The following is a 21,449-nucleotide window of genomic DNA, read 5'->3' as shown; positions in this document are numbered from 1 at the left end:
GGGGGCGTTATCAGTGGTCATCGTTACTTGTACTGGACCGGAAGGGCCTTGATCCCCTTGCCCCGGAGCGAGCCGATCAGCTCGGCCTTGTCCAGCCACAGATAACAGCGCACCCCGTGGTCGCCCTGGGCCCAGACGTCGGCGTTGCCGGGGAGCGAGACGACCCCGGTGCGGTACTGGAGGTCGGCGTCGTCGGGGACTCCGACGTACTCCGCGGTGAGCTTGCGGCATCCGGAGTGGAACTCCTCCCAGGCCGTGTCACCCTTCGGGTAGGCGGCCTTGGCGGGCGCGGTCCACACCCCGACGAACTCGCCGTTGTGTTTGGTGGCGCAGTCCGCGGGCGGCATCGCGGCGATCGCCCCGGCGGTGTCCAACTGGACGGCGTAACAGGTCAGCGCGAGGGTGCTCGCGGCGGTGGTGAGCACGCCACGGAGGCTGCCGGCCCGCTGGATCAGAGCCCCGTCGTCCTCGATCGAGTCCAGCTCCACCACCTCGCACCGGAACCAGCGCGCGCCGCCGCCCCACGCGGCCGGGGACGGGTGCGTGACACCGATCCAGAGGCGGGCGTTGCGCCACAGTCCACCGAGGTACTGGGTGGTCCGGTCGTCGCAGATCTGGTAGGCGGCGCGGGCCCCGGCGGAGGACCCGGTCGGCGGGTCGACGGCCTCCGAAACCGGTGCCGGGTACTCGCCGACGAAGACCGTCTCGGTGCGGTGCGCGATGGCGCAGTCCACCTCTTCGTAGGTGGCGCGCGGGCCGAAGACGGCGAAGTTGGAGAGGTGACAGGTGGCGGCGGCCGGCACGAAACCGGTCGCGGGCGCCATCGCGGTCCAGTCGTTGGTCAGATCGCCGTCCACGTCGTTGCCGTTGCCGCAGCCGGCAACGGCCAGCAGCGCGGCGGTGGCCATCGCGATCCCCCATCGGGCACGCAGGCGCAAACGCATGAACCGTGCCTCCCGAGCACCTGGCAGCCCTTTCCGATTTGCCCACTGTATGGGTATAAGAGCCGTTCAGGAGCCCGATTCGGGAAAGCTAGACGGCGTGCGCGGCGCGGACCGGATCGCCGGCCGTTCCATCAACCGCGGCGGCCGGATCGGCGCCGAGTTCGATCACCCGGTTCGCCGCGTCCACGTGCACGATCCGCGGCTGGTAGGACCGGGCCTCGGCGTCGGCCATCTGCCCGTAGGAGATCAGGATCACCAGGTCGCCCGGGTGCACCAGATGCGCGGCCGCGCCGTTGATGCCGATCACGCCGCTGCCCCGCTCGCCCGGGATCACGTAGGTCTCCAGGCGCGCGCCGTTCGTCACGTCGACGATCGCCACCAGCTCGCCGGGAATCAGATCGGCCGCGTCCAGCAGGTCCAGGTCGACCGTGACCGAGCCGACGTAGTGCAGGTCGGCCTGGGTCACGGTGGCCCGGTGGATCTTCGACTTGAGCATGGTTCGCAGCATCAGGCCTCCTTGTGCAGTGTCAGCGCGATGTTGTCGATGAGACGGGTGGTGCCGGCCTTCGCGGCCACCAGCAGGCGTGCCGGGCCCTGCTCCGGGGCCGGGCCCAGGTCGGTGCCGGTCAGCGCCAGATAGTCGACCTGTACCCCCGGCTCGTCCGCCAGGATCTTGTGGGCCGCGGCCACTACCGACTCGGGATCACCGTGCGCGGCGCCCTCACGCAGAGCGCGGGACAGCGCCAGCGCGGACTGTCGCTGGTCCGGCGAGAGGAAACGGTTGCGGCTGGACAGGGCAAGACCATCCGGTTCCCGTACGGTCGGCACGCCCCGGATCTCCACCGGCAACTCCAGATCACGGGCCATCCGCTGGATCAGGGCCAACTGCTGGTAGTCCTTCTCGCCGAAGTACGCCACGTCGGCCTGGGTGAGCAGGAGCAGCTTCTCCACCACCGTGAGCATCCCGGAGAAGTGGCCGGGCCGGACCGCGCCCTCCAGGATCTCGCCGAGCGGGCCCGGGTTCATCGTGATCGACGGCGCCCCGTGCGGGTAGACGTCGTCCCGGCCTGGCGCGAACACCAGCGGAACCCCTTCGGCCCGGCAGGCCTCCAGATCGTCGTCGAGGGTGCGCGGGTACTTCTCGTAGTCCTCGTTCGGCCCGAACTGCAGCGGGTTCACGAAGATCGTCACGACCACGAACGCGGATCGTTCCCGAGCGGTCCGCATCAGCTGCCGGTGCCCCTCGTGCAGGGCACCCATGGTCATCACGACGGCGATCTCACCGGCCGCCTCGTCCAGCACGGAGGCCAGATCCTCGCGGGTGTGCACCAGAGCGGTCATATGGTGGTCCTCGTCTCGGCTCGGGCGGCCAGCACGTCCAGCAGGGCGGTGGCTTCCTGCGGGCGCAGGCGGCCGGACGCGATCGCCCGGTCCGCGGTACGCCGGGCCATCGCCAGGTAGGCCGGCACCGCCTCGGCGGGCATCCGGTCCAGGTGTTTGCCGACGGTGCCGGCGTCGCCCCGGGAGACCGGGCCGGTCAGCGCGGCGTCACCGAGGCGCAGCGCGTTGTCGAGGGCCGCGGTCAGCAGCGGGGCCAGCACCCGGCCGGGTTCGCCGACACCTGCCGCGCGCAGCACGTCGGCAGCCTCGTTGACCAGGGTGACCAGGTGGTTCGCGCCGTGCGCCAGGGCCGCGTGGTAGACCGGCCGGGACTCCTCGGCGATCCACTCCGGTACCCCGCCCAGGTCGGCGACGAGCCGGGTGGCGAAGGCCCGGTCCGGTGCGGTCACGCCCCAGGCGATGCCGGGCAGCCGGGCCAGGTCGGAGTCCGCGCCGGTGAAGGTCATCGCGGGATGCAGGGCCATGCCGTTCACATCGCCCAGCACGGCCAGTCCGTGAGCCCCCGAGGTGTGGGCCACCACCTGGCCGGGTCGCAGTGCCCCGGTCCGGTCCAGGCCCGCGACCACGGTCGCCAGATGGTCGTCCGGCACGGCGAGCAGGAGCAGGTCGGTGGCCGCGCGGGCCACCTCGTGCGCGGGGAGCACGGCGGCGTGGGGCAGCAGCCGGGCCGCGCGCTCGCGGGAGGCGGTGGAGACCGCGGCCACGGCGGTCACCCGGTGCCCGGCCGCGTCCAGTGCCGCGCCCAGCACGGCACCGACCCGGCCGGCGCCGATGACGCCGACGGTCAGAGAGTTCATGACGTGGATCCAGTCCTCGTGGTGGGGTACCGGTCGAGCGTCAGTATGCGCCGCGTTAACACGCCGGTGACAACAGCGTGTGAAGTACCGCACCACCGCATTCGGCCCGGCGGCCGCGAGTCGGCCCGGTGTCCCGCCCGCCTCGCGCGGCGACCACGGGGCGCTTCTGATGCGCCTGTGCGGCCGTGTGGCGTACCAGAATGGGGATCATGGGTTCAGGTTGGCGGTCGGCCATGCAGGCGGCGCTGTACGGCGATGACGGGTTTTTCACGCGCGATCGGCCAGCTGATCATTTCCGGACCAGTGTGCTCGCGTCGCCGTTGTTCGCCGGGGCGTTGGCGCGGTTCGTCGAGCGGGTGGACGGGGCGCTCGGGCAGCCGGCGGTGTTCGACCTGGTGGATGTCGGGGCGGGGCGGGGCGAGTTGCTCACCGCGCTGCTGGTCCAGTTGCCGGCCGGGCTGGCCGAGCGGGTTCGGGCGACAGCGGTCGAGGTGGCGCCCCGGCCGGCCGGGCTGGATCCGGCGGTGCGCTGGCGGCCGGACCTCCCGGCCCAGGTCACCGGGCTGCTGGTGGCCACCGAATGGCTGGACAACGTGCCGCTCGACGTGGTGGAGACCGATGAGCACGGGCATCTGCGGAAAGTGCTGGTGGACCGGTCAACAGGTGCCGAGACGCTCGGGGCGCTCGCCGACCCGGCTGATCTGTTCTGGACGAGCCGGTGGTGGCCGGGGTCGGGACGGATCGAGGTCGGGGCGTCGCGGGATCGGGCCTGGGCGGACGCGGTCGCGTCGGTGCGGCGTGGGGTCGCGCTCTGCGTCGACTACGGGCACGTGAAAGCGGAGCGGCCGGCGTTCGGGACGCTCACCGGATTCCGGGCCGGGCGGCAGGTGCGGCCGGTGCCGGACGGGAGCTGCGACGTAACCGCGCACGTGGCGATGGACTCGGCGGCGGCCGCGACCGGCGTTCCGCATCGGATGATCCGACAGCGGGCGGCGCTGCGATCGCTCGGTGTGGACGGTGCCCGGCCGCCGCTGGGACTCGCCCGCACCGACCCGGCCGGCTACCTGCGCCGGCTCTCCAGGGCCGGGGCCGCCGCCGAACTCACCGACCCGGCCGGACTCGGCGGACACTGGTGGCTCTGGCACGACGTCGATCTCGGCGAACGTGGCACGATGCTGGAGTGACGGACGCCCTGCGTGAGATGACAGTCGGCACCGGCGCCGGTCTGGAAACGGCCGACATGGTGCTCAACATCGGGCCGCAGCACCCGTCCACGCACGGGGTGCTCCGACTCAAGCTCAAACTGGACGGCGAACGCGTCGTCGAGTGCGAACCGATCGTCGGTTACATGCACCGGGGCGCCGAGAAACTGTTCGAAGTGCGCGACTACCGGCAGATCATCATGCTGGCGAACCGGCACGACTGGCTGTCGGCGTTCTCCAACGAGCTGGGTGTGGTCCTGGCCGTCGAACGGCTGATGGGCATCGAGGTGCCGGAGCGCGCCACCTGGCTGCGGATGGCCCTGGCCGAGCTGAACCGGGTGCTCAACCACCTGATGTTCCTCGGCTCCTACCCGCTGGAGATCGGTGCGATCACGCCGATGTTCTACGCGTTCCGCGAACGCGAGACGCTGCAGGCGGTGATGGAGGAGGTCTCCGGCGGCCGGATCCACTACATGTTCAACCGGGTCGGCGGGCTGAAGGAGGAGATCCCGGCCGGCTGGACCCGGCGGGCCCGGCAGGCGGTCGCGGCGGTCCGCAAACGGATGCCGGACATCGACGCGATCATCCACCGCAACGACATCTTCATGGCGCGGACCGTCGGCGTCGGCGTGCTGAGCGCCGAGGCCGCCGCCGGTTACGGTGCCTCCGGACCGGTGGCCCGGGCCAGCGGACTCGACTTCGACGTACGCCGGGACGAGCCCTACCTCTTCTACGACCAGCTCGACCTGCCCGTGGTCACCCGCACCACCGGCGACTGCCACGCCCGTTTCTCGGTGCTGCTGGAACAGGTCACCGTCTCCCTCGACCTGGTCGACCAGTGCCTCGACCAGGTGGAACGCATCGGCGGGCCGGTCAACGTGCGGCTACCGAAGGTGGTCAAGGCGCCGGAGGGGCACACCTACGCCTGGACCGAGAACCCGCTCGGGGTCAACGGCTACTACCTGGTCTCCCGGGGCGAGAAGACGCCGTGGCGACTCAAGATGCGGACCGCGTCGTACGCCAACGTGCAGGCACTCGCCACGCTGATCCCGGGCTGCCTGGTTCCGGACCTGATCGCCATCCTCGGGTCGATGTTCTTCGTCGTCGGAGACATCGACAAGTAACCGGTCACCAGTTGTTCTGGCCGTTGTCGTAACCGGGCATGTTCGCGAAGTCGGCAAGCGAACCGACATTGGTGTCGTTCGCGGACGGGCGGTGCCGGCGGGCCTTGTACTGGGCGGTGCTCTCGCTCGGCTGCTTGTCGTAGTCGCCGGCGCTGTAGTCGTCCGCGCTGTACTCGTCGGCCTGGTACTCGTTCGGGCCGTAGTCGTTCGGGCCGTAGTCGTCGGCCGGGTACTCGTTCGCGCCGTAGTCGTTGCCGGTGTAGCCGCTCTGGTCCGGCTCGTTCGCACCGGCGTAACCGTCGGCCGCCCCGAAATCGCCGTCCGGGACCTCTGGCCGGCCGTACTGGGGTCCGGGATGGACGGGCCTCGGCGCCATCATCCCGTTCGGGCCGGGCCGTCCCTGAGGGCCGGGAACACCGCTGGGTACGGGCCGTCCCTGAGGTCCGGGTCCGCCGGGGCCGGGCCTTCCCATCGGACCGGGTACGCCGTTCGGTCCCGCCATACCGTTCAGTCCCGGGACGCCAATGGGTCCGGGCATACCGGTCGGTCCAGGACCGCCGTTCGGGCCGTTCGGGCCGGGCATCGGCGGTACGGCTCCCGGCACTGAGGCGGCGGCTCGGGGGCGGGGCACCGGGCCGGTGGGGCGGGGCACCGGGCCGGGCGGGATCACGGCGCCGGCGGAAGCCCGGGCCACGCCGGCCGGTCCGGCTGCCGCCGGGATCGGGATCGGGGCGCCGGCACGTCCCGGCGGGCCCTGCGGCGGCCGTGGGGCCGTTCCGTGGACCGCTCCGTGCACCGGGGGGATCTGCTGGGACATGCTCGGGACCGAAGCCCGTCCGCCGCTGGGCTGCTGCGGCATCTGCTGCTGGTAGCCGTCGTCCTGGTAGCCGTCGTCGTAGCCACCGGACTGCTCGTCGTACCCGCCGGTCTGGTCCTGGTAGCCGTAGCCGGATTCGTCGTAGCCGTATCCGGTCGCGGCGTCCTCGTAGCCCTGGCCGTCGTCATAACCCTGGCCGTTGTCGTAACCCTGGTTGTCGTCGTACCCCTGGGCGTTGTCGTAGCCCTGGGCCTCGGCGAACTCCGGCTGCTGCGCCCCGTAGACCGCCGGCGGCGGGGGCGGCGGCTGGGTCACGAACCTCGTGTTGGGCTGCTGCGGGAACTCCTGCTGCGGAATCCCCTGCGACGGGAAGTCCGGCTGCGGAATCCCCTGCGAGGGGAAGTCCGGCTGCGGAATCCCCTGCGACGGGAAGTCCGGCTGCCCGGCGAAACCCGGATCGCCGCCGTAGACCTGTTGTTGCGGCGGCGGGCCGACCTGGGCCCGGCCCGGATTGCGCATCGGCAGCGGCGGCCGGGGCGTCTCCGGCTCGGGCACGGCACTGGCGAATTCGGCCCGCAACTCGCGGCGCAGCAACTCGACCTCTTCGGCGACGCGGTCCTCCACGTCCATCCGGAGCAGCACCGGATCGGCACGGATCAACACGGAGGCCCCGATCAGCACCACGCTCACGGCTATCAGCAGGACCGCGAACCGGACCGAGGTCGAGTTCCCGCCGATCAGCACGATCGCGGCCGCGATGGGAGCGAGCACTACGCCCGCCCACACGAGGCCACGCAACAGCCGCGCGCTGTGTCCCGCTTGGGTGTCCCGTTCCGGCATGGGCGCAGATGTTACCGAGAGTATGTCTCCGGCAAAACAGTCGATCGCGGTACAACGCATTCGTGCCTGGTAAAGACGAAGGCCGACCCAGGGGAGCGGGCCGGCCTTCGTCTCAACGGGGGGCGCTGTAGTGCCTCATCGGGGGGTGTTGCGGCGCTCCATCGGGTGCCGCGGAGCACTTATCGGGTGCCGCGCCACCCGCCGAGGGTGGCCAGTCCGACGATCCAGCCGACGAAGAAGCCGTACTGGGCCCCGGATCCGGCCGCGTTGAAAGCGCCGAGCAGCGAGGGATTGGTGAAGAAGAGCGTGGCCAGCAGGGCGGCGAACGCGCCCGCGAAGATGTATGCGGCCCAGCCGGCGAGGAACTGGCTGATCGTGCCGCGGGCTCGGGCCAGTTGCGAGCCGGGCAGCAGATAGAGGAAGAGCGCGGTCAGGACGACCAGCAGGATCGCTTTGAGGTCGCCGACGACGACGTCACGCAGCGACTCGTTGGTGTTGAAACTCCAGCGCGGCCAGGACAGCAGCCGTAGCCACCATCCACCGGCCGTGTTGGGGTTCGTGTTCTCCTGAGCCCATTCGGCGTACCACGGACTGCCGAAGACCAGGACGAGTATCAGTGCGGCAAGCGTGCCCGCACCCGGTGCGGACTTGTATCGGTTACCGAGAGCCATACCCAGCAAATTCCCAGCCGGGTACGAATTTCAAACGATGATCCTCACTACCTGCTCAGATAATCGATGAACGCGGCCCGGAGCAGCGGCTCCTGCTCGCCCAGATCGTGGCCCTCGAACTCACGCCACAGGGCGACGGCCTCGTCCACGGTCGGGCCGATCGAGTTCAGCGCGCCGTCCAGGGAGGCGGCGTCGGCGGCGTCCGGCAGGTGCTTGACCACCGACCAGAAGAAGGCGACGTCCCGTTTCTCCCGGGCCTTGGTGAAGGCCTGCTCGCGCAGCGCGTCGGTGGAAAGGGCGTCCAGTTCGGCGAAGCTGGGCGAAGTCATGCGAAAAGCATAGATCAGCGGGCGGTGCCCCACGGGCCGTCGTCCCAGCGCTCGCTCCGGGGTGCCGGGGTGGCGGGCGTGTCCCAGGTCTCCGGCAGGGTCGGTGACCAGGCGGTGCCACCGGACTGGGCGGCGTTCCACTCCTCGCCGGTGCCGGGGGTGTACGGGGCGCCGTACGACTCGACGAACCGGGTCACCACCAGACCGGCGGTGAAGACGCTCGCCGCGATGGCGAACAGGGCGATGTCGAAGTCGCGAAGTTCCTCGTACCGCAAGAAGAGGGTCAGCGCGGTGACCGCGAAGAGCGTGCCGAAGATGCCGCCACGCCGCCCGTAGGCGCTGGTGCCGGCGAGCAGGGCGAGGCCGAAGCCGACCCCGGTCCACTCCAGGCCGGTCGCCGGCTGGATCGGACCGGGCGACTGGGCGGCGATCAGCACCCCGGCCCCGGTGGCGAAGAGCGACGAGAGAACCAGCGCGAGCACTGCCGGAACCGCGGCGGCGGCACCCCGGCGACGGGCCGGGTCGGCGACCGGCCGCATCCGGCCGACGAATCGGCGCACTGGGCCGAGCGCGCCGATCGCCGCGCCCAGTACCGCGAGCAGTGCGAACGCGCCGAACAACACGAACGCCTGAGAGGTCGGGTCCCAGTCGGCCTGCACCGCGACCGGGCCGGGGCGCAACTGGACGTAGACGATCACGCCGAGCGCGGCGGCCAGCGTCGCGGCCCAGCTGGGGACGTGCAGGACGACCACCACGAGGGCGACGATCAGGCCACCGGCCGCGGCGATGATCAGCGCCGGGACGAGCGCCTGGAGCACACCCTTGTCGCCGTTCTCGGCGTACTGCAACGCCGAGGCCAGCGCGATCGGGCCGATGGCCAGGTTGGGCACGCCGGTTCGCAGGGTCAGGCCGGCGGCGAGAGTCAGCGATCCGATGGCGGCGCCGGTGACGAGCAGGGCGTCGAGCGCCGGGCGTTGCAGAGCGGCGGAGTCCTCACGCCACAGCAGGAAGCCGATGACACCGGCGACGACCAGGAGCATGACCTCCCAGCCGAGGTGGATGCCGAGCCGGTCGCGCCCGTCCGCCTCGACGGCCGGGCCGACCGGGGCACGCAGCGATTGGTCGAGCGTGGAAGCGGTGGTGTCGTCGTACTGCACGCGGCGCCGATAGGCAGCAGGGTCGGTGTCAGCCTGCTCGCTACCGGACCGGCGGTAGGTGGTGTCGTCGTACGCCATGGTCCGCGCCTCCTAACGCCTCCACGAGCGCTCTGGCCGCCCGCCGCAGAGCATACGGATCCGAGAGGTGCTCAGTTCAGAGCCTAAGACTCTTCGACAACCGTCGACAGATGCAGATTCACCGCCGGCCCGTTTCGGGGCTCTCGTCGTCGGGGCGGTCCGGAACCCGGCAGGACCGCTCCAGCCAGAGCGCTGCGGCGATCAGCGCGACCGCGGCGACCAGAGTCGTGGCGGCGACCGGCACGCTGGACGCGGCCTCGTCGGTCGGCTCCAGCGCCAGCCACAGCAGCAGCCCGGCGGAGAAACCCGCGGAGAGCGCACCGACCAGAGAGGACGCCTTGGCCAGGGCGGCGAACCGGGCGATCGACAGCGCGTGCACTGGCAGCGAGCCGGGCTTGCGCGCAATCCGGGCGCTGGTGTTCTGCGCGAGATAGGCCTCGGCGATGGCGAGCACCGCCAGCACCCCCGCCCCGGTCCACGGCAACGGTGAGATCCGGTAGAAGAGGTCGCTCATGGAGATCAACAGCCAGGCGGTCGCGGCGGCTGCCAGTGCGACCACCACCAGCGTCGACGCACTGGTCGGTCGCAGCGAGGGGTCGGTCTGGCGCTCGGGGTTGACGCTCACTCCATCGACTCTAACGACAGCTCCGGCCGAAGACTCACCCCGGCGACGTCGGCCGCCACCCCGGGCGTGTCCAGCAGCGCCGCGACCGGGCCGTGACCGGGCAACTCGGCGTCCGGGCACATCGCGTGCCACGGCGACAACACGAACGCCCGCAGGTGCGCGCGCGGGTGCGGCAGCGTCAGCTCCGGATCGTCGTCGATCACCGGTACACCGTCCGCCCAGACCGCTATGACGTCCACGTCCAGGGTGCGCGGCCCGAAGCGGCGCTCCGGGTCACGGACGCGCCCGCCGGCCGTCTCGCAAGCTCGGGCGCGGGTCAGCCAGTCCCGCGCGGTCGCGGTGGGATCGTCCATCAAGACCACGGCGTTGAGGTACGCGGGTTGGGCGCTGTCTCCCCAGGGCGGCGTCTCATAGACCCCGGAGACCTGTACGACACCCGGGCCCAGTTCCCGCACCGCGGCTCGCAGATTGGCCAGCCGGTCACCGAGGTTGCCGCCGAGCGAGAGAACCGCCCGGGTCACGCCTTGGCCCCGGCGTTCCGGCGCACGGTGACCGCCACGTCGGCGAACTCGTGCGGGATCGGTGCCTGCGGCTTGTGCACGGTCACCTCGGCGGCCGTCACCCGCGGATCGGCCAGGCAGACGTCGAGCAGCCGGTCGGCGAGACGCTCCAGCAGGTTCACCGGCTCGCCGGTCAGTACGCCGACCAGTGCGGTGGCCAGTTCGCCGTAGTGCACGGTGTCGGCCACGTCGTCACTGGCGGCGGCCGGGCCCAGGTCCAGTTCCAGAGTCACGTCGACGACGAAGTCCTGGCCCTGCTCACGCTCGAAGTCGTAGACGCCGTGGTTACCCCGGGCCCGCAGCCCGCTCAGCGTGATCCGCCCGGTCATCGTTTCTCCCCGTCGCTGCTGCTGGTCAGCCGGACCGGGCCCCGCTGCTGCTGTTCAGCCCGGCCGGCCTGCGCTGCTCTGTTCAGCCGGACCGGGCCCCGCTGCCACCGGCCGGCCTCGTCCTGCTTCTGTCCGGCTTTGCCGTGCCGCTTTGTTCGGCCGGTGTCGTCCTGCTTCTGGGCGGCTGTCACGGCGTACCCGCCAATCGGGGTGAGCCGGTGGCTCGCCAGACCGCGAGGGCGTCGGCGGTCGCTCGCACGTCGTGGACCCGGACGCCCCAGGCGCCGGAGGCGACTGCCAGTAAGGATGTGGCCAGGGTGGCCGCCTCCCGGCCGTCCACCGGGCGCGGCGAACCGCCGGAATCCGCGAGCAGCCGGCCCAGGTAGGTCTTGCGGCTGGCCGCGAAGAGCACCGGGAAACCGAGGCCGGTGAGAGCACCCAGGTGGGCGCTGAGGGCCCAGTTGTGCTCGGGCAGCTTGGCGAAGCCGAGACCCGGGTCGAGGACGATCATGGCCGGGTCGACGCCGGCCGCGATCGCCTCGTCGGCGCGGGCCCGCAGTTCGTCCCGGACTTCGGCGACCACGTCCTGATAGGTGGCGAGCTTCTGCATGTCGCGGGAGTGACCGCGCCAGTGCATCAGGATCCAGGGGCAGCCGGCGGCGGCCGCGACCGACGCCATGGCCGGGTCGGCGAGGCCTCCGGAGACATCGTTGATCACCGCGGCTCCGGCGGCGAGGGCCGCCTCCGCGACCACGGCCCGGGTGGTGTCGACGCTGACCGGTACGCCCTGGGCGAACAAGCGCTCGATCACCGGAACCACGCGGGCGATCTCGGTCTCGGCGTCCACCCGGCCGGAACCGGGCCTGGTGGACTCACCACCGACGTCGATGACGTGCGCGCCTTCGGAAAAAAGTGCGACGCCATGCTGAACCGCGGCTTCGAGGTCGGTGTATCTACCACCGTCAGAGAAGGAGTCCGGCGTGACGTTGAGGACACCCATCACGACCGGGTGATCCGAGCGGAGCAGCTCAGCCCCTGTGAGCTGCGACTCTGTCGGCGAAGTGGACACAGGTGAAGAGTAGGGGCTGCGGTGATTCGAACACGTGTACGATGCCACGTGACCGAGATTCACGCACTCCTTCACCTTGGGTAACGAAACGGGCGCTTGTTGCTCGCAAGTACGAGCCGTACTCTTCGGAACTGGGCATCATGAAGTGACCGAAGAGAGCAGAGACGAGCATGGCAGTGCCCGAACGACTCACTCGACGCGGTGGGTCAGAGGTAGCACCATATGGGCGTTGCCGTACGGCTTCACAACTGCAGCGTGTCCGTAACCCCCTTACCGGACACGGGGAGGTTTACCGATGATCGCCACCGAGCTCGTCATCCTGGCGGCGGAGCCAGCAGGCACCATCAACACCGACGGAATCGTCGGGTTCTTCGCCACCAACGTCGCACCGATCCTGCTCGCGGTTCTCGGCGTGATCTTCATCGGCCGTGCCAGCCGCGGCGAGGTCTCGAAGGTGCTGACCAGTTCGGCGATCGCGATCGTGGGCCTGGCGTTCATCGCCGGCGCGGCCACGCTCTTCTTCGTCGGCGAAAACATCATCGACCTGATCTTCAACTGAGATGCGGCTCCGGACCGACGACGACATCTACCGGGCCCGCCTGGTCTATCTCGGCCCGCCCGGCTACACCCTGCCCGTCCATCTGCCGTACGCGCAGTACGGGATGTTCGTGGTCCTGGTGCCGCTCTTCATGTTCTTCCACTACCTGCTGACGCTCGAGGTGGACCCGTTCCCGGCCTGGGAGATCTCCCTGGCCATGGTCTCCACGTCGTATGTGTTCCGCCATGTCGACCCGGACCGCCCGGCCCGCGTCGTCATCCGCACCGCGCTCACCGACTGGCGCCGCACCCGCGAGCCCGCCGTGGAGCAACGCGATCCGAGACTTGTCGCCACTCGCATCCGGGTCCGGGAGGAGTTGGTATGACCAGTTACCAGGTCGTCCGCGCGTTCGAGGTCCACGCATGACCGGACCCTATCCGCACGGGCATCCCCGGGCGGACTCCTCGCACCGGGACAGGCAGAGTAACGGTGTGCGTTCGGACAACTACTCCCCGCCCGGTTCGCTCGATGAGGCCGAAGAACTCGTCGCCGCGCCCAGCCACGGTGGAGTCGGTGTGTTCCAGGCGCCGCAGCCGGTGCGCCCGCGCCCCTCCGGCATGGACAGCGATCTGGACATCGACTCGCCCTTCCTTGATCTCTTCGGTGGAGCGCCGCCACCCCGGACGAGTGATCCTTTCCCGACCGCTCCCCCGGCACCGGATCCCGCTGCTCTCCCGGCACCGGCTCCCGCTGCTCTCCCGGCACCGGTCTCCCGTGTTCTCCCGGCTCCGGACCCCGCGCCTCCGGCCGTGGTTCCGGCTCCGGTCCCGGCTGCGCCAGACCTCGCCCGGGATTGGGAGCGCCCGTCCTTCACCCGGGCACCGGTCGGTCCGGAACCCGACTACTTCCAGGAGAACGGGCACACCCTGCCGCTGGAGGGCGAGCCACCACCACCCGACGACGAGTGGACCGACTTCGAGGATTGGCCACCACAGGCCGGGCGGACCGCCTCGGCCCCACTGTGGGACGCCACGCCCGCGCCGCTCGCCGCCGCGCCCGCCCTCGCGCCCCTGCCGGTGCCCGTACCGGAGAAGGCCCCGGCCCGGCGTAAGGAAAAGGCCCCGGCCCGGCGCGCGGAGCAGAAGGAGCAGAAGGCTGCTCCGCTGCGCCCGCAGAAGCTCAAGTTCAACGACCGCGACCCCAGCGTCGAGCTGGCGATCAGCGAGATCGCCGGGCACCTGACGTTCACCCAGAGCACCGTGACGGCCTGGTACTACCTGCCCGAGGTGCGCTGGGCGTTCCGCCCCGACGCGGAGCGTGAGGCACTGCTCAGCGCCATCTCCGAGCAGTATGCCGGGCTCGCCGGGTTCCGGCTGCACCTGCGCCGGACCACTCGCCCGTTCCCGGCCGACGAGTGGGCTCGAACGGTCGACTCGTTCACCGCCAAGCCCCTGCCCGACGTGCAGGGATCCACTTCCTGGTCGGACCATCTGGTCGCGGCCCAGCGGCACCTGCTGTCGGTCAACCACGCCGAGGGGCAGACGTTCCTGGGCGTCACCTTCGCCCGGCGCTCGCTCGGCGACACCCTCTCCGAGCGCATCCTGCGAACCTTCGGCAAGGGCACCTCCGACGGTGAGCGACGCAAGCTGGGCCGGACCGTCGAGCAGTTCGACGAGGTGCTCAACGCGTTCGGCATGCGCGGCCGGCGGGTCACCCCGCAGGAGCTGGAATGGCTGCTCTACCGGTCGGTGGCGCTCGGCATGGCCCCGCCCGGACTGCTCTCCCCCGTCTCCAACGGGCACTGGGAGACCGGTGACCTGCTCGCGCTCACCGAGGCGGTCGAGCGGTACCGCACGCCGTACGGCTCGACCGTGAAGCTGGTGAACCGGATGACCGGCGAGGAACGGCACGTCGCCGTCCTCTCCGTCGGCCGGATGGAACCACTGGAGATCCCGGAGAAACACGAGCCGTGGATGCACTTCCACGAGCGGCTCCCCTGGCCGATGGAACTCTCCTCCCGGATCGACATCCTCGGCGCCAACGGCTCGTTCAAGAACCTCGAACACCGGTTGCGAATGATCCGGTCGCAGCAGCTCGACTACGCCGAGCACGGCATCGACGCCCCGCCCGAGCTGGAACGCCTCGCCAAGCGCGCGCTGGTGATCGGCGACGAGATGACCACCGGCATGCCCACCGACTCGGCCCGGGCACACGGCTGGCACCGGCTCGCGGTCAGCGGCGCCACCCGCGAGGAATGTCTGGAACGGGCCCGGCGGCTCATCCAGCTCTACTCCCGCGAACTGCGGATCTCGCTGCAGCACCCGAAGAACCAGGATCAGCTGGCCCGCGAGTTCATCCCCGGTGAGCCGATCGCCAACACCGGCTACGTACGACGGATGCCGGTGAAGCTGCTCGCCGCGGCCCTGCCACAGGCGGCGTCCAACGTGGGCGACAAGCGCGGCGACCTGATCGGGCGGACCGCCGGGACCTGCCGTCGCCCGGTCTTCCTCGACCTGCACTTCCCGATGGAAGTCCGGGAACGCTCCGGACTCGGCGTGTTCGTGGCCGAGCCCGGCGGTGGCAAGTCGACGCTGATGGGCGCGCTCGGCTATCTGAACGCCCGCCGCGGCGTCCAGGTGACCCTGCTCGACCCGTCCGGGCCACTGGCCCGGCTGTGCCAGATGCCCGAGCTGCGGCCCTACTCGCGGGTGCTCAACCTGACCGGTTCGGAACAGGGCACACTCGCGCCGTACTCGCTGATCCCGACCCCGGTGCGCTCCGAATTCCCGACCGGTCCCGCCGGCGACCGGGAGTACGAGATCGCCATCTCCAACGCACGGGCCGAACGCCGCATGCTCGTGCAGGACATCTGCTCGATGCTGGTGCCACCGCAGGTCGCCAAGGAGGCGTCCACCGCGACCCTGCTGCGGCACGCCGTCCGGCAGGTGCCCGCGGAGGAGACGTCGACGCTCGACGACGTGGTCCGTACCCTGCAGGGCCTCGACGACAACGGCAAAGAGCTGGCCAACCTGCTCCTCGACACCGCCGAGATGCCGCTGGCAATGCTCTTCTTCGGCCGCTCCCCGGCCCACCTGCTCGGCGCCGACTCGGCCCTCACCGTGATCACCATGGCCGGGCTGCGACTGCCCGACCTCAAGATCGAACGGGAGTACTGGTCGGCCGAGGAATCCCTCGCCCTGCCGATGCTGCACACCGCCCACCGGCTCGCGGTCCGCCGCTGCTACGGCGGTTCGATGTCCTCCCGCAAGATGGTCGGCCTGGACGAGGCCCACTTCATGGAAGGCTGGCGCTCCGGCCGTTCCTTCCTGGTCCGTCTGGCCCGCGACTCCCGCAAATGGAACCTGGCCGCCCTGGTCGCCTCTCAGAACCCACGCGACATCCTCGGCCTCGACGTGCAGAACCTGGTCTCCACCGTCTTCGTCGGCCGCATCGCCGAAGACCAGGAGATCGCCTCCGAAGCGCTACGGCTGCTGCGGGTCCCGGTCCACGACGGGTATGAGGCGACGCTGGCGTCCCTCTCCCAGGTCGACTCGGCCTCCCAGCACCGACTCGGCTTCCGCGAGTTCGTGATGCGAGACGTGGACGGCCGGGTCCAGAAAGTACGCGTCGACGTGTCCTACGTCGAAGGCTTGCTCGAACACCTGGATACGACACCGGGCGTGGCACCACAGCAGGTGGTGCCGCTGCCGTCCGACCTGGAGGTCTGAGATGGTGCGGCGGGGGTTGGCGTTCCTAACAACGTTGTTCGTCCTGGTCGTCGCATCGATAGCCTGGGCCGTCGCAACACCGTCCCCAGCCTCCGCGGCGCCGGATCCCGGTCAGCTCTGCTCCGTGGAAGAGTGGGGCCAGGACATGGCTGGGTGTATCAAAGCGTTACCAGAGGTCCTCGATTCGGCCACCAAGTGTTTGACCGCACCGACTCCGAGCGCACCTGATTCCGGCCTTGCCGGATGGTTCGCCGAACGCCCCGAATCCTCCACACAAAACGGGCCGAAGGGCATCTACAGCAAATACGGCTATGCCGGATACAGCTACACGACATATGACCTGGACAGTGGTTGTGCTTCAACTCTGATCGACCCTGACTTCAAGATCGAGACGACTGTCGCCAACGGCGAGTTCATGATCGCTACCGCGATCGTCGGAGCCTCGAACGCTCTCCGGGAACGCGCCTGGGAACCACAGAGTCTGTGGGGCTGGGCCGATTCTCTCGTCGAGCAGACGACGGATGCTGTTTACCAGAAGGTCTTCACTGTCTTCGGCACGATCACACTCGCGGTGATCGGGGTGTACCTGATCTGGCGGTCTCGTCAGGCCGAGATGGGGGCAGCCACCACAACGGTCGGCTGGGCGCTCCTTGTGATGGTCGCTGTCACTGCGATCGCGGCTTGGCCGGTTAAATCGGCGAACATCGCTGATCAGACTTTGATCACCGGCCTCAGTGCTGTGCACAGCGCGGTCGGGCCACGCCCACAAGACCAGAACCCGAACGAGTGTCGGCTCGGCGGAGCCGATGCCTGTAAAGACCAGCGACCTCCAGCCGTTCGGGCAAGTGATACCGCCACCGACACAATGCTGTACCGGAACTGGCTTCGCGGGCTCCTCGGATCCGCAGAGAGCGAAACGGCCCAGAAGTATGGCCGAGCGTTGTACGACGCCCGTTCTTTGCAATGGGACGAAGTCGAGAAGCTTCGCGCCAACCCTGGAACCCGCGACGCCGTCCTCAAAGCGAAGAACGACCAGTGGCACCGGGTAGCCTCGCAGATCAAGACCGAGGACCTTGAGGCCTACCAGTACCTCCAAGGCATAAACGGCATGGATCGCATCGGTTCCGGATTCATCGCCGTGCTGGCCGCGTTCATGTACGCGTTGTTCGACATCACCGCCTCGATCCTCGTGCTGCTCGGGTTCCTGATCTTCCGTTGGGCCGTAATCGCAGCTCCGCTTCTGGGAACGATAGGTCTCCTGCGGCCAGCCAGCGGTGGCATCCGCCGTCTCGGTAACGCTGTGGTCGCCGCCGTCTTCAACATCGCCATCTTCGGCACCGGGGCCGCGATCTACCTGTTCGCCGTCGACCTGATCATGAATACCTCCGGCTTGCCCGGTTGGCTCCAAGTGGTTCTGGTTGGGCTGTGCGGTGTCGCGGGCTGGATGCTTCTCCGGCCGTACCGCCGCATCACCCAACTCGGCGGCAAGGACGGGGCGAGGGACATCGCGACCGGCGGATCGTGGCGCCGCGGCTTCTTCCGGGACGTCCGCGAGGCGGCCAAGCTGGACTCGGCCGAGGGCAACGACGGCAGGGACGGGCGTAACGGCAAAGACGGCATCGGCAAGGGCAACCACAGCTTCGAGCAGCGCAACCTTCGGCCTGAGGCAAGGCTGGAGGATCCGTCACACGGGGTTGCCTCGCGAGGCGACCGCACCGAGGTCGTCACGACCGGAACGACGAAACGCCCCGACGGCAAGGAGACCGTCACCCGGGACGACAGCCCGCCGCCGCCTTCTTCCAAGAAGCCGCCAGCGAGGCGCACTCCTCGCCGAGCGCGAGCAGACTCGGACTGGTCTGAACCCGACGTCACGGAAAAGCCCACCTCGTATTCGATCTATCGCCCGGAGACCCGGGCGACGAGCGAGGAACCGGCTACCCCGCGGGCACGTTCCGAGACGAGGTGACGAATGCCCCGACTGATCGAGAGCGGCCTCACCGGGATCTTCCGGTCCCGATGGGGTGTCGCCATAGTTCTCACCGTCATCGTGCTGGCGATCGTGGGGGTCGGGCGGCTCTTCTCCGACGGATCGGCACCCACTTCACTGGGCAACAACAGCCCGGCCCCGGTGATCAGCATCGACCCCTCGGACAACGACAGCGTGGTATCGCCCGAACCCCCGCCTTCCCCGCGGACCAGCCCGGGCCGGGCGCAACCGGAGGCAGTCGCCTATGCGTTCGCATCGGCCTGGGCCGCACACGAGGACGTCACCGCAAAGAAGTGGCTCACCCGTCTCCATCCGAACGCGACCAGGAATCTTGCGGAACAGCTACGTGACGTCGACCCAGCCGGAGTCCCGGCTGAGCGGGTGATCGGCCGGCCCACCCTGATCGCGGTCACCGAGACGATGGTGAACGCGACCGTGACGATGGACACCGGCAAGCTCGGCCTCCGCCTGGTCGCTCCGGACGGGGCCTGGCTGGTCGACGGCATCGACTGGGAGCCGGCATGACACTGCGGCGGCCGCGCAAAGTCGTCCTCTTGGTCGCTCTCGTCGTCACACTGGCGCTGCTGTGTTGCGGCGGCAGCCTCACCGTCCTCCTGCTCAACGGGCTCAACAACGACGACAACCGGCTCCTCAACGCCTCGCTCGGCTGCGGCAAGGGCGGAGTTGTCGATCCGGACTCCGACCTGCCCCGGATCCGGCCCTACGGTGCGGAGCAGATCCGCAACGCGGCGACCATCATCAATGTCGGCGCAGACCTGGAGTTGCCGCCGCGAGCCTGGGTGATCGCCGTGGCTACCGCGATGCAGGAGTCCGCGCTCAGCAATCTCGGACACCTCGGTACCCGAAACGACCACGACTCGCTCGGTCTCTTCCAGCAGCGACCCAGCACCGGCTGGGGAACTCCGAAGCAGGTACAGGACCCGGTCTACGCGAGCACGAAGTTCTACAACAAACTGAAGACGATCGAGGGCTGGGAGAACATGTCGCTGACCCGGGCCGCACAGAAGGTCCAGGTCAGCGCGTTCCCGGACGCCTACGCGAAGCACGAGCCGCTGGCCACCGAGATCGTGAACACGCTGGCTGACGGAGCGGCCCAGGCTGTCGGTGACTCGGCCAGCTTGGAGTGCGCCGGCGCCGGGCAAATCGCGGCCTCCGGCTGGACGAACCCGGTGAAAGCACCTGTCGGCTCCGGGTTCCGGAGCCCGGAACGGCCTACCCACCAGGGCGTGGACCTGATCGTGGAGAAGTACCGGCCGATCATCGCGGTAGCCAGTGGTGTGGTGTCGCTGGTGAAGTGCGATGAGGACTTCCGCGGGCGAAAGACATGCAATGTGGATGGCTACCCAGGCAAGGGGGGCTGCGGGTGGATGGTCGAGATCATCCACGCGGGCGATGTGATGACGCGTTACTGTCACATGGTGCAACGGCCCTTCGTGCGAGAGAACCAGCAGGTCGCCGCGGGTGACGTCCTCGGCCGAATCGGCAGCAGCGGCAACTCCTCCGGGCCGCACCTGCACTTCGAGGTGCATCTGAACAACAACCGATCCAGCTCCGGCGCGATCGATCCGGTGCGGTTCATGCAGCAACAGGGCGCACCGTTGGGCAACGAAGAATGATGCCGGACCCGTTCGGCAGCGGCCGTGAGGGCGCGCTGGAATCACCACGCCCGATCGTGCCCACGCCCGCCATGATGGCCGGCGATCTGCGGGGTCGCCGGGTGCTCGTCGGCCTTCCGGGATACGGATGGCGTGGTGATCTCCGGGCCGACGAGAAGGTGATCCAGGGCAGCCGAACCTACATCCCAGTGATGCCGGAGGGCGAGTGGTACCGGGCCGAAGCGGAGCGGACCGAGGTGTTCGCCGCACTGGTCCCGGTCGAACGGGTCTGGGTCGAGGAACTCGGGTTCGCTGGCACCAGCGTGCCCGGGGCGAAGGTCAATCAGTTGGTCTCACTCGATGAACCGCCCCGTCGGCCACCTGTGTCGGCTGTGGACGCCGATTCACTGACCGGACGCCGGGTCACGCAGGCCCTGAACGATGGCGAGGAACTCCGTGATCTGCGAGCCGTCACCGAGTCTTACGTCAGCGACGACGGCGCCGTCACCGTGCGAGTCGCCCAAGAGCTCGACTGGTACCGATGGGGATGGTCGGGCAAGCTCCCTAGAACCCTCGAAGTCCCAGCACACCTCATCTGGGTCGAGTAGGTCTAGACGAGTAAGTCCTAACTCGTCGATTGGATGAGCTGGGCAAAGGCTGTACGCGCGTCAACTGCCGTGTCCGGTAGTTGGCCGGGGTAAAGGTGAAGGGTGTCGATGATCTGTTTGTGACGACAGACATCCACGCCCTTCTCACCGCACTCTACGTGAAGATCGACGACTGGCTCGGCAAGCCCCGCCGGACCGGTCGGCCGCCGAAGCTGTCCGACGCCGCACTGATCACCATGGCCGTCGCCCAAGCCCTGCTCGGGATCCGGTCCGAAGCTCGCTGGCTGCGGTTTCTTCCCCAGCACCTCCCCGGCGCGTTTCCCTACCTGCCCGGCCAGTCCGGCTACAACAAGCGGCTGCGGGCGGCGTTGCCGCTGCTGAAGAAGGCGATCAGGCTGGTCGCCGCGGACACCGACCTGTGGTTCGACGACGTCTGGGTCACCGACTCCACCCCTGTCGAATGCGGCCGGTCCCGGCCGACCGTGAAACGTTCCGACCTGGCCGGCTGGGCCGTCTACGGCTACTGCTCGTCACACTCACGCTTCTTCTGGGGCCTGCGGCTCCACCTGATCTGCACGCCCTCTGGCCTGCCGATCGCCTGGTCACTGGCCGACGCGAAAGCAGACGAACGGCAGGTCCTGGCCGCTGCCCTGGAACAAGATCCCGAACTGCTCGCCGCCCGGCCCGGTCAGCTGATCATCGCGGATAAGGGATACGTCTCCGCCGAACTCGACCACTGGCTCGCCGAACGCGGCGCCCGGTTGCTACGGCCGTCCTACCGCAACCGCACCCCGCGACCCGGCGAGCACCTACTCAAACCCGTACGCCAGCTGATCGAGTCGGTCAACGACACCTTGAAAGGCCAGCTCGACCTCGAACTGCACGGCGGCCGCAGCATCGAAGGCGTCGGTGCCCGCGTCGCCCAACGTCTGCTCGCCATGACCGCCGCCATATGGCACAACCGCACCACCGGACAACCCGTGACCAGGTCATTGACCGCCTACGACCACTGACCCAGGTTAGGACTTA

23 protein-coding genes are annotated in these 21,449 nt (G+C 69.3%); 10 read left to right on the top strand and 13 right to left on the bottom strand.

Annotation, left to right across the window (positions count from 1 at the left end; genetic code table 11):
• Positions 1-23: 23 nt before the first annotated feature.
• The 4 genes from BLU81_RS36020 to BLU81_RS36005 form a co-directional block, all read right to left on the bottom strand.
• Positions 24-944, bottom strand: a complete 921-nt coding sequence (locus BLU81_RS36020; RefSeq protein WP_092551679.1) for a septum formation family protein — start codon at positions 942-944, stop codon at positions 24-26.
• A gap of 88 nt (positions 945-1,032) precedes the next feature.
• On the bottom strand, positions 1,033-1,452 hold the full coding sequence (gene panD / locus BLU81_RS36015) for an aspartate 1-decarboxylase (RefSeq protein ID WP_092551676.1): 420 nt from the start codon (positions 1,450-1,452) through the stop codon (positions 1,033-1,035).
• The gene (gene panC / locus BLU81_RS36010) at positions 1,452-2,285 is read right to left on the bottom strand and encodes a pantoate--beta-alanine ligase (protein WP_092551673.1); all 834 of its coding nucleotides are present in this window, start codon (positions 2,283-2,285) and stop codon (positions 1,452-1,454) included. Before panC ends, panD begins: the two co-directional genes overlap by 1 nt.
• Complete coding sequence (locus BLU81_RS36005; protein WP_092551670.1) at positions 2,282-3,142, bottom strand: Rossmann-like and DUF2520 domain-containing protein; 861 nt, start codon at positions 3,140-3,142, stop codon at positions 2,282-2,284. Before BLU81_RS36005 ends, panC begins: the two co-directional genes overlap by 4 nt.
• Before the next feature lie 209 nt (positions 3,143-3,351).
• Here BLU81_RS36005 and BLU81_RS36000 point away from each other — a divergent pair, with 209 nt between their 5' ends.
• Positions 3,352-4,326, top strand: a complete 975-nt coding sequence (locus tag BLU81_RS36000) for an SAM-dependent methyltransferase (protein WP_092558121.1) — start codon at positions 3,352-3,354, stop codon at positions 4,324-4,326.
• Positions 4,327-4,343: 17 nt separating this feature from the next.
• Entirely contained in the window at positions 4,344-5,468 is a 1,125-nt protein-coding gene (locus tag BLU81_RS35995) for an NADH-quinone oxidoreductase subunit D (protein WP_092558119.1), read from the top strand.
• Between the two features lie 4 nt (positions 5,469-5,472).
• Here BLU81_RS35995 and BLU81_RS35990 read toward each other — a convergent pair whose 3' ends face one another.
• From BLU81_RS35990 to folP, 9 genes are all read right to left on the bottom strand, one after another.
• Positions 5,473-7,125: a hypothetical protein gene (locus BLU81_RS35990; protein WP_157751954.1), complete on the bottom strand. Its 1,653-nt coding sequence runs from the start codon at positions 7,123-7,125 to the stop codon at positions 5,473-5,475.
• Positions 7,126-7,304: 179 nt separating this feature from the next.
• A complete protein-coding gene (locus tag BLU81_RS35985) occupies positions 7,305-7,796 on the bottom strand; it encodes a hypothetical protein (RefSeq protein WP_092551664.1) in 492 nt (163 codons plus the stop codon).
• Between the two features lie 47 nt (positions 7,797-7,843).
• Complete coding sequence (locus tag BLU81_RS35980; RefSeq protein ID WP_092551661.1) at positions 7,844-8,125, bottom strand: hypothetical protein; 282 nt, start codon at positions 8,123-8,125, stop codon at positions 7,844-7,846.
• 14 nt (positions 8,126-8,139) lie between these two features.
• On the bottom strand, positions 8,140-9,360 hold the full coding sequence (locus tag BLU81_RS35975; RefSeq protein ID WP_092551658.1) for an ABC transporter permease: 1,221 nt from the start codon (positions 9,358-9,360) through the stop codon (positions 8,140-8,142).
• A gap of 118 nt (positions 9,361-9,478) precedes the next feature.
• Positions 9,479-9,949 carry a DUF3180 domain-containing protein gene (locus BLU81_RS35970; RefSeq protein WP_092558117.1) on the bottom strand — a complete coding sequence of 157 codons (471 nt, stop codon included), beginning with the start codon at positions 9,947-9,949 and terminating at the stop codon, positions 9,479-9,481.
• A 32-nt stretch (positions 9,950-9,981) separates the two neighbouring features.
• Positions 9,982-10,506, bottom strand: coding sequence for a 2-amino-4-hydroxy-6-hydroxymethyldihydropteridine diphosphokinase (folK, locus tag BLU81_RS35965; RefSeq protein WP_092551655.1), 525 nt, complete (start codon positions 10,504-10,506; stop codon positions 9,982-9,984).
• Positions 10,503-10,874, bottom strand: coding sequence for a dihydroneopterin aldolase (gene folB / locus BLU81_RS35960; RefSeq protein WP_092551652.1), 372 nt, complete (start codon positions 10,872-10,874; stop codon positions 10,503-10,505). Before folB ends, folK begins: the two co-directional genes overlap by 4 nt.
• On the bottom strand, positions 10,871-11,065 hold the full coding sequence (locus BLU81_RS35955; protein WP_092551649.1) for a hypothetical protein: 195 nt from the start codon (positions 11,063-11,065) through the stop codon (positions 10,871-10,873). Before BLU81_RS35955 ends, folB begins: the two co-directional genes overlap by 4 nt.
• Positions 11,062-11,874, bottom strand: coding sequence for a dihydropteroate synthase (gene folP, locus BLU81_RS35950; protein ID WP_092551646.1), 813 nt, complete (start codon positions 11,872-11,874; stop codon positions 11,062-11,064). Before folP ends, BLU81_RS35955 begins: the two co-directional genes overlap by 4 nt.
• 364 nt (positions 11,875-12,238) lie before the next feature.
• Here folP and BLU81_RS35945 point away from each other — a divergent pair, with 364 nt between their 5' ends.
• The 8 genes from BLU81_RS35945 to BLU81_RS35910 all read left to right on the top strand — a co-directional run bounded on the left by BLU81_RS35945 (position 12,239) and on the right by BLU81_RS35910 (position 21,433).
• Complete coding sequence (locus BLU81_RS35945; protein WP_092551644.1) at positions 12,239-12,502, top strand: hypothetical protein; 264 nt, start codon at positions 12,239-12,241, stop codon at positions 12,500-12,502.
• 1 nt (position 12,503) lies between these two features.
• Positions 12,504-12,866: a hypothetical protein gene (locus BLU81_RS35940; protein ID WP_092551641.1), complete on the top strand. Its 363-nt coding sequence runs from the start codon at positions 12,504-12,506 to the stop codon at positions 12,864-12,866.
• 37 nt (positions 12,867-12,903) lie between these two features.
• Entirely contained in the window at positions 12,904-16,209 is a 3,306-nt protein-coding gene (locus BLU81_RS35935) for an ATP-binding protein (protein ID WP_092551638.1), read from the top strand.
• A gap of 1 nt (position 16,210) precedes the next feature.
• Positions 16,211-18,175 (top strand): hypothetical protein, encoded by a 1,965-nt coding sequence (locus BLU81_RS35930; RefSeq protein WP_092551635.1) that lies wholly within the window; start codon positions 16,211-16,213, stop codon positions 18,173-18,175.
• Positions 18,176-18,178: 3 nt separating this feature from the next.
• Positions 18,179-18,721, top strand: a complete 543-nt coding sequence (locus BLU81_RS35925) for a hypothetical protein (RefSeq protein ID WP_092551632.1) — start codon at positions 18,179-18,181, stop codon at positions 18,719-18,721.
• The gene (locus BLU81_RS35920; protein ID WP_092551629.1) at positions 18,718-19,833 is read left to right on the top strand and encodes a M23 family metallopeptidase; all 1,116 of its coding nucleotides are present in this window, start codon (positions 18,718-18,720) and stop codon (positions 19,831-19,833) included. The genes BLU81_RS35925 and BLU81_RS35920 overlap by 4 nt, the downstream gene beginning before the upstream one ends.
• Positions 19,833-20,420: a hypothetical protein gene (locus tag BLU81_RS35915; protein WP_092551626.1), complete on the top strand. Its 588-nt coding sequence runs from the start codon at positions 19,833-19,835 to the stop codon at positions 20,418-20,420. Before BLU81_RS35920 ends, BLU81_RS35915 begins: the two co-directional genes overlap by 1 nt.
• A gap of 119 nt (positions 20,421-20,539) precedes the next feature.
• The gene (locus BLU81_RS35910; RefSeq protein WP_092558115.1) at positions 20,540-21,433 is read left to right on the top strand and encodes an IS982 family transposase; all 894 of its coding nucleotides are present in this window, start codon (positions 20,540-20,542) and stop codon (positions 21,431-21,433) included.
• Positions 21,434-21,449 lie beyond the last annotated feature (16 nt).

Origin of the sequence: Actinoplanes derwentensis, from assembly GCF_900104725.1 — a bacterium.
Classification (GTDB): domain Bacteria; phylum Actinomycetota; class Actinomycetes; order Mycobacteriales; family Micromonosporaceae; genus Actinoplanes; species Actinoplanes derwentensis.
The sequence above is the reverse complement of the archived record's forward strand: the minus strand, read 5'-3'. Positions and strand labels throughout refer to the sequence as shown.

Excerpts from the sequence above, each read along its gene's own strand:
- BLU81_RS36005 (WP_092551670.1), bottom strand. The coding sequence starts at position 3,142 with ATGAACTCTCTGACCGTCGGCGTCATCGGCGCCGGCCGGGTCGGTGCC.
- panD (WP_092551676.1), bottom strand. The coding sequence starts at position 1,452 with ATGCTGCGAACCATGCTCAAGTCGAAGATCCACCGGGCCACCGTGACC.
- BLU81_RS35930 (WP_092551635.1), top strand. The coding sequence starts at position 16,211 with ATGGTGCGGCGGGGGTTGGCGTTCCTAACAACGTTGTTCGTCCTGGTC.
- folB (WP_092551652.1), bottom strand. The coding sequence starts at position 10,874 with ATGACCGGGCGGATCACGCTGAGCGGGCTGCGGGCCCGGGGTAACCAC.
- BLU81_RS35990 (WP_157751954.1), bottom strand. The coding sequence starts at position 7,125 with ATGCCGGAACGGGACACCCAAGCGGGACACAGCGCGCGGCTGTTGCGT.
- BLU81_RS35920 (WP_092551629.1), top strand. The coding sequence starts at position 18,718 with ATGACACTGCGGCGGCCGCGCAAAGTCGTCCTCTTGGTCGCTCTCGTC.
- BLU81_RS35975 (WP_092551658.1), bottom strand. The coding sequence starts at position 9,360 with ATGGCGTACGACGACACCACCTACCGCCGGTCCGGTAGCGAGCAGGCT.
- BLU81_RS35995 (WP_092558119.1), top strand. The coding sequence starts at position 4,344 with ATGACAGTCGGCACCGGCGCCGGTCTGGAAACGGCCGACATGGTGCTC.
- BLU81_RS35935 (WP_092551638.1), top strand. The coding sequence starts at position 12,904 with ATGACCGGACCCTATCCGCACGGGCATCCCCGGGCGGACTCCTCGCAC.
- BLU81_RS36020 (WP_092551679.1), bottom strand. The coding sequence starts at position 944 with ATGCGTTTGCGCCTGCGTGCCCGATGGGGGATCGCGATGGCCACCGCC.
- BLU81_RS35985 (WP_092551664.1), bottom strand. The coding sequence starts at position 7,796 with ATGGCTCTCGGTAACCGATACAAGTCCGCACCGGGTGCGGGCACGCTT.
- BLU81_RS35980 (WP_092551661.1), bottom strand. The coding sequence starts at position 8,125 with ATGACTTCGCCCAGCTTCGCCGAACTGGACGCCCTTTCCACCGACGCG.
- BLU81_RS35925 (WP_092551632.1), top strand. The coding sequence starts at position 18,179 with ATGCCCCGACTGATCGAGAGCGGCCTCACCGGGATCTTCCGGTCCCGA.
- folP (WP_092551646.1), bottom strand. The coding sequence starts at position 11,874 with ATGGGTGTCCTCAACGTCACGCCGGACTCCTTCTCTGACGGTGGTAGA.
- panC (WP_092551673.1), bottom strand. The coding sequence starts at position 2,285 with ATGACCGCTCTGGTGCACACCCGCGAGGATCTGGCCTCCGTGCTGGAC.
- BLU81_RS35945 (WP_092551644.1), top strand. The coding sequence starts at position 12,239 with ATGATCGCCACCGAGCTCGTCATCCTGGCGGCGGAGCCAGCAGGCACC.
- BLU81_RS35915 (WP_092551626.1), top strand. The coding sequence starts at position 19,833 with ATGCCGGACCCGTTCGGCAGCGGCCGTGAGGGCGCGCTGGAATCACCA.
- BLU81_RS35940 (WP_092551641.1), top strand. The coding sequence starts at position 12,504 with ATGCGGCTCCGGACCGACGACGACATCTACCGGGCCCGCCTGGTCTAT.
- BLU81_RS36000 (WP_092558121.1), top strand. The coding sequence starts at position 3,352 with ATGGGTTCAGGTTGGCGGTCGGCCATGCAGGCGGCGCTGTACGGCGAT.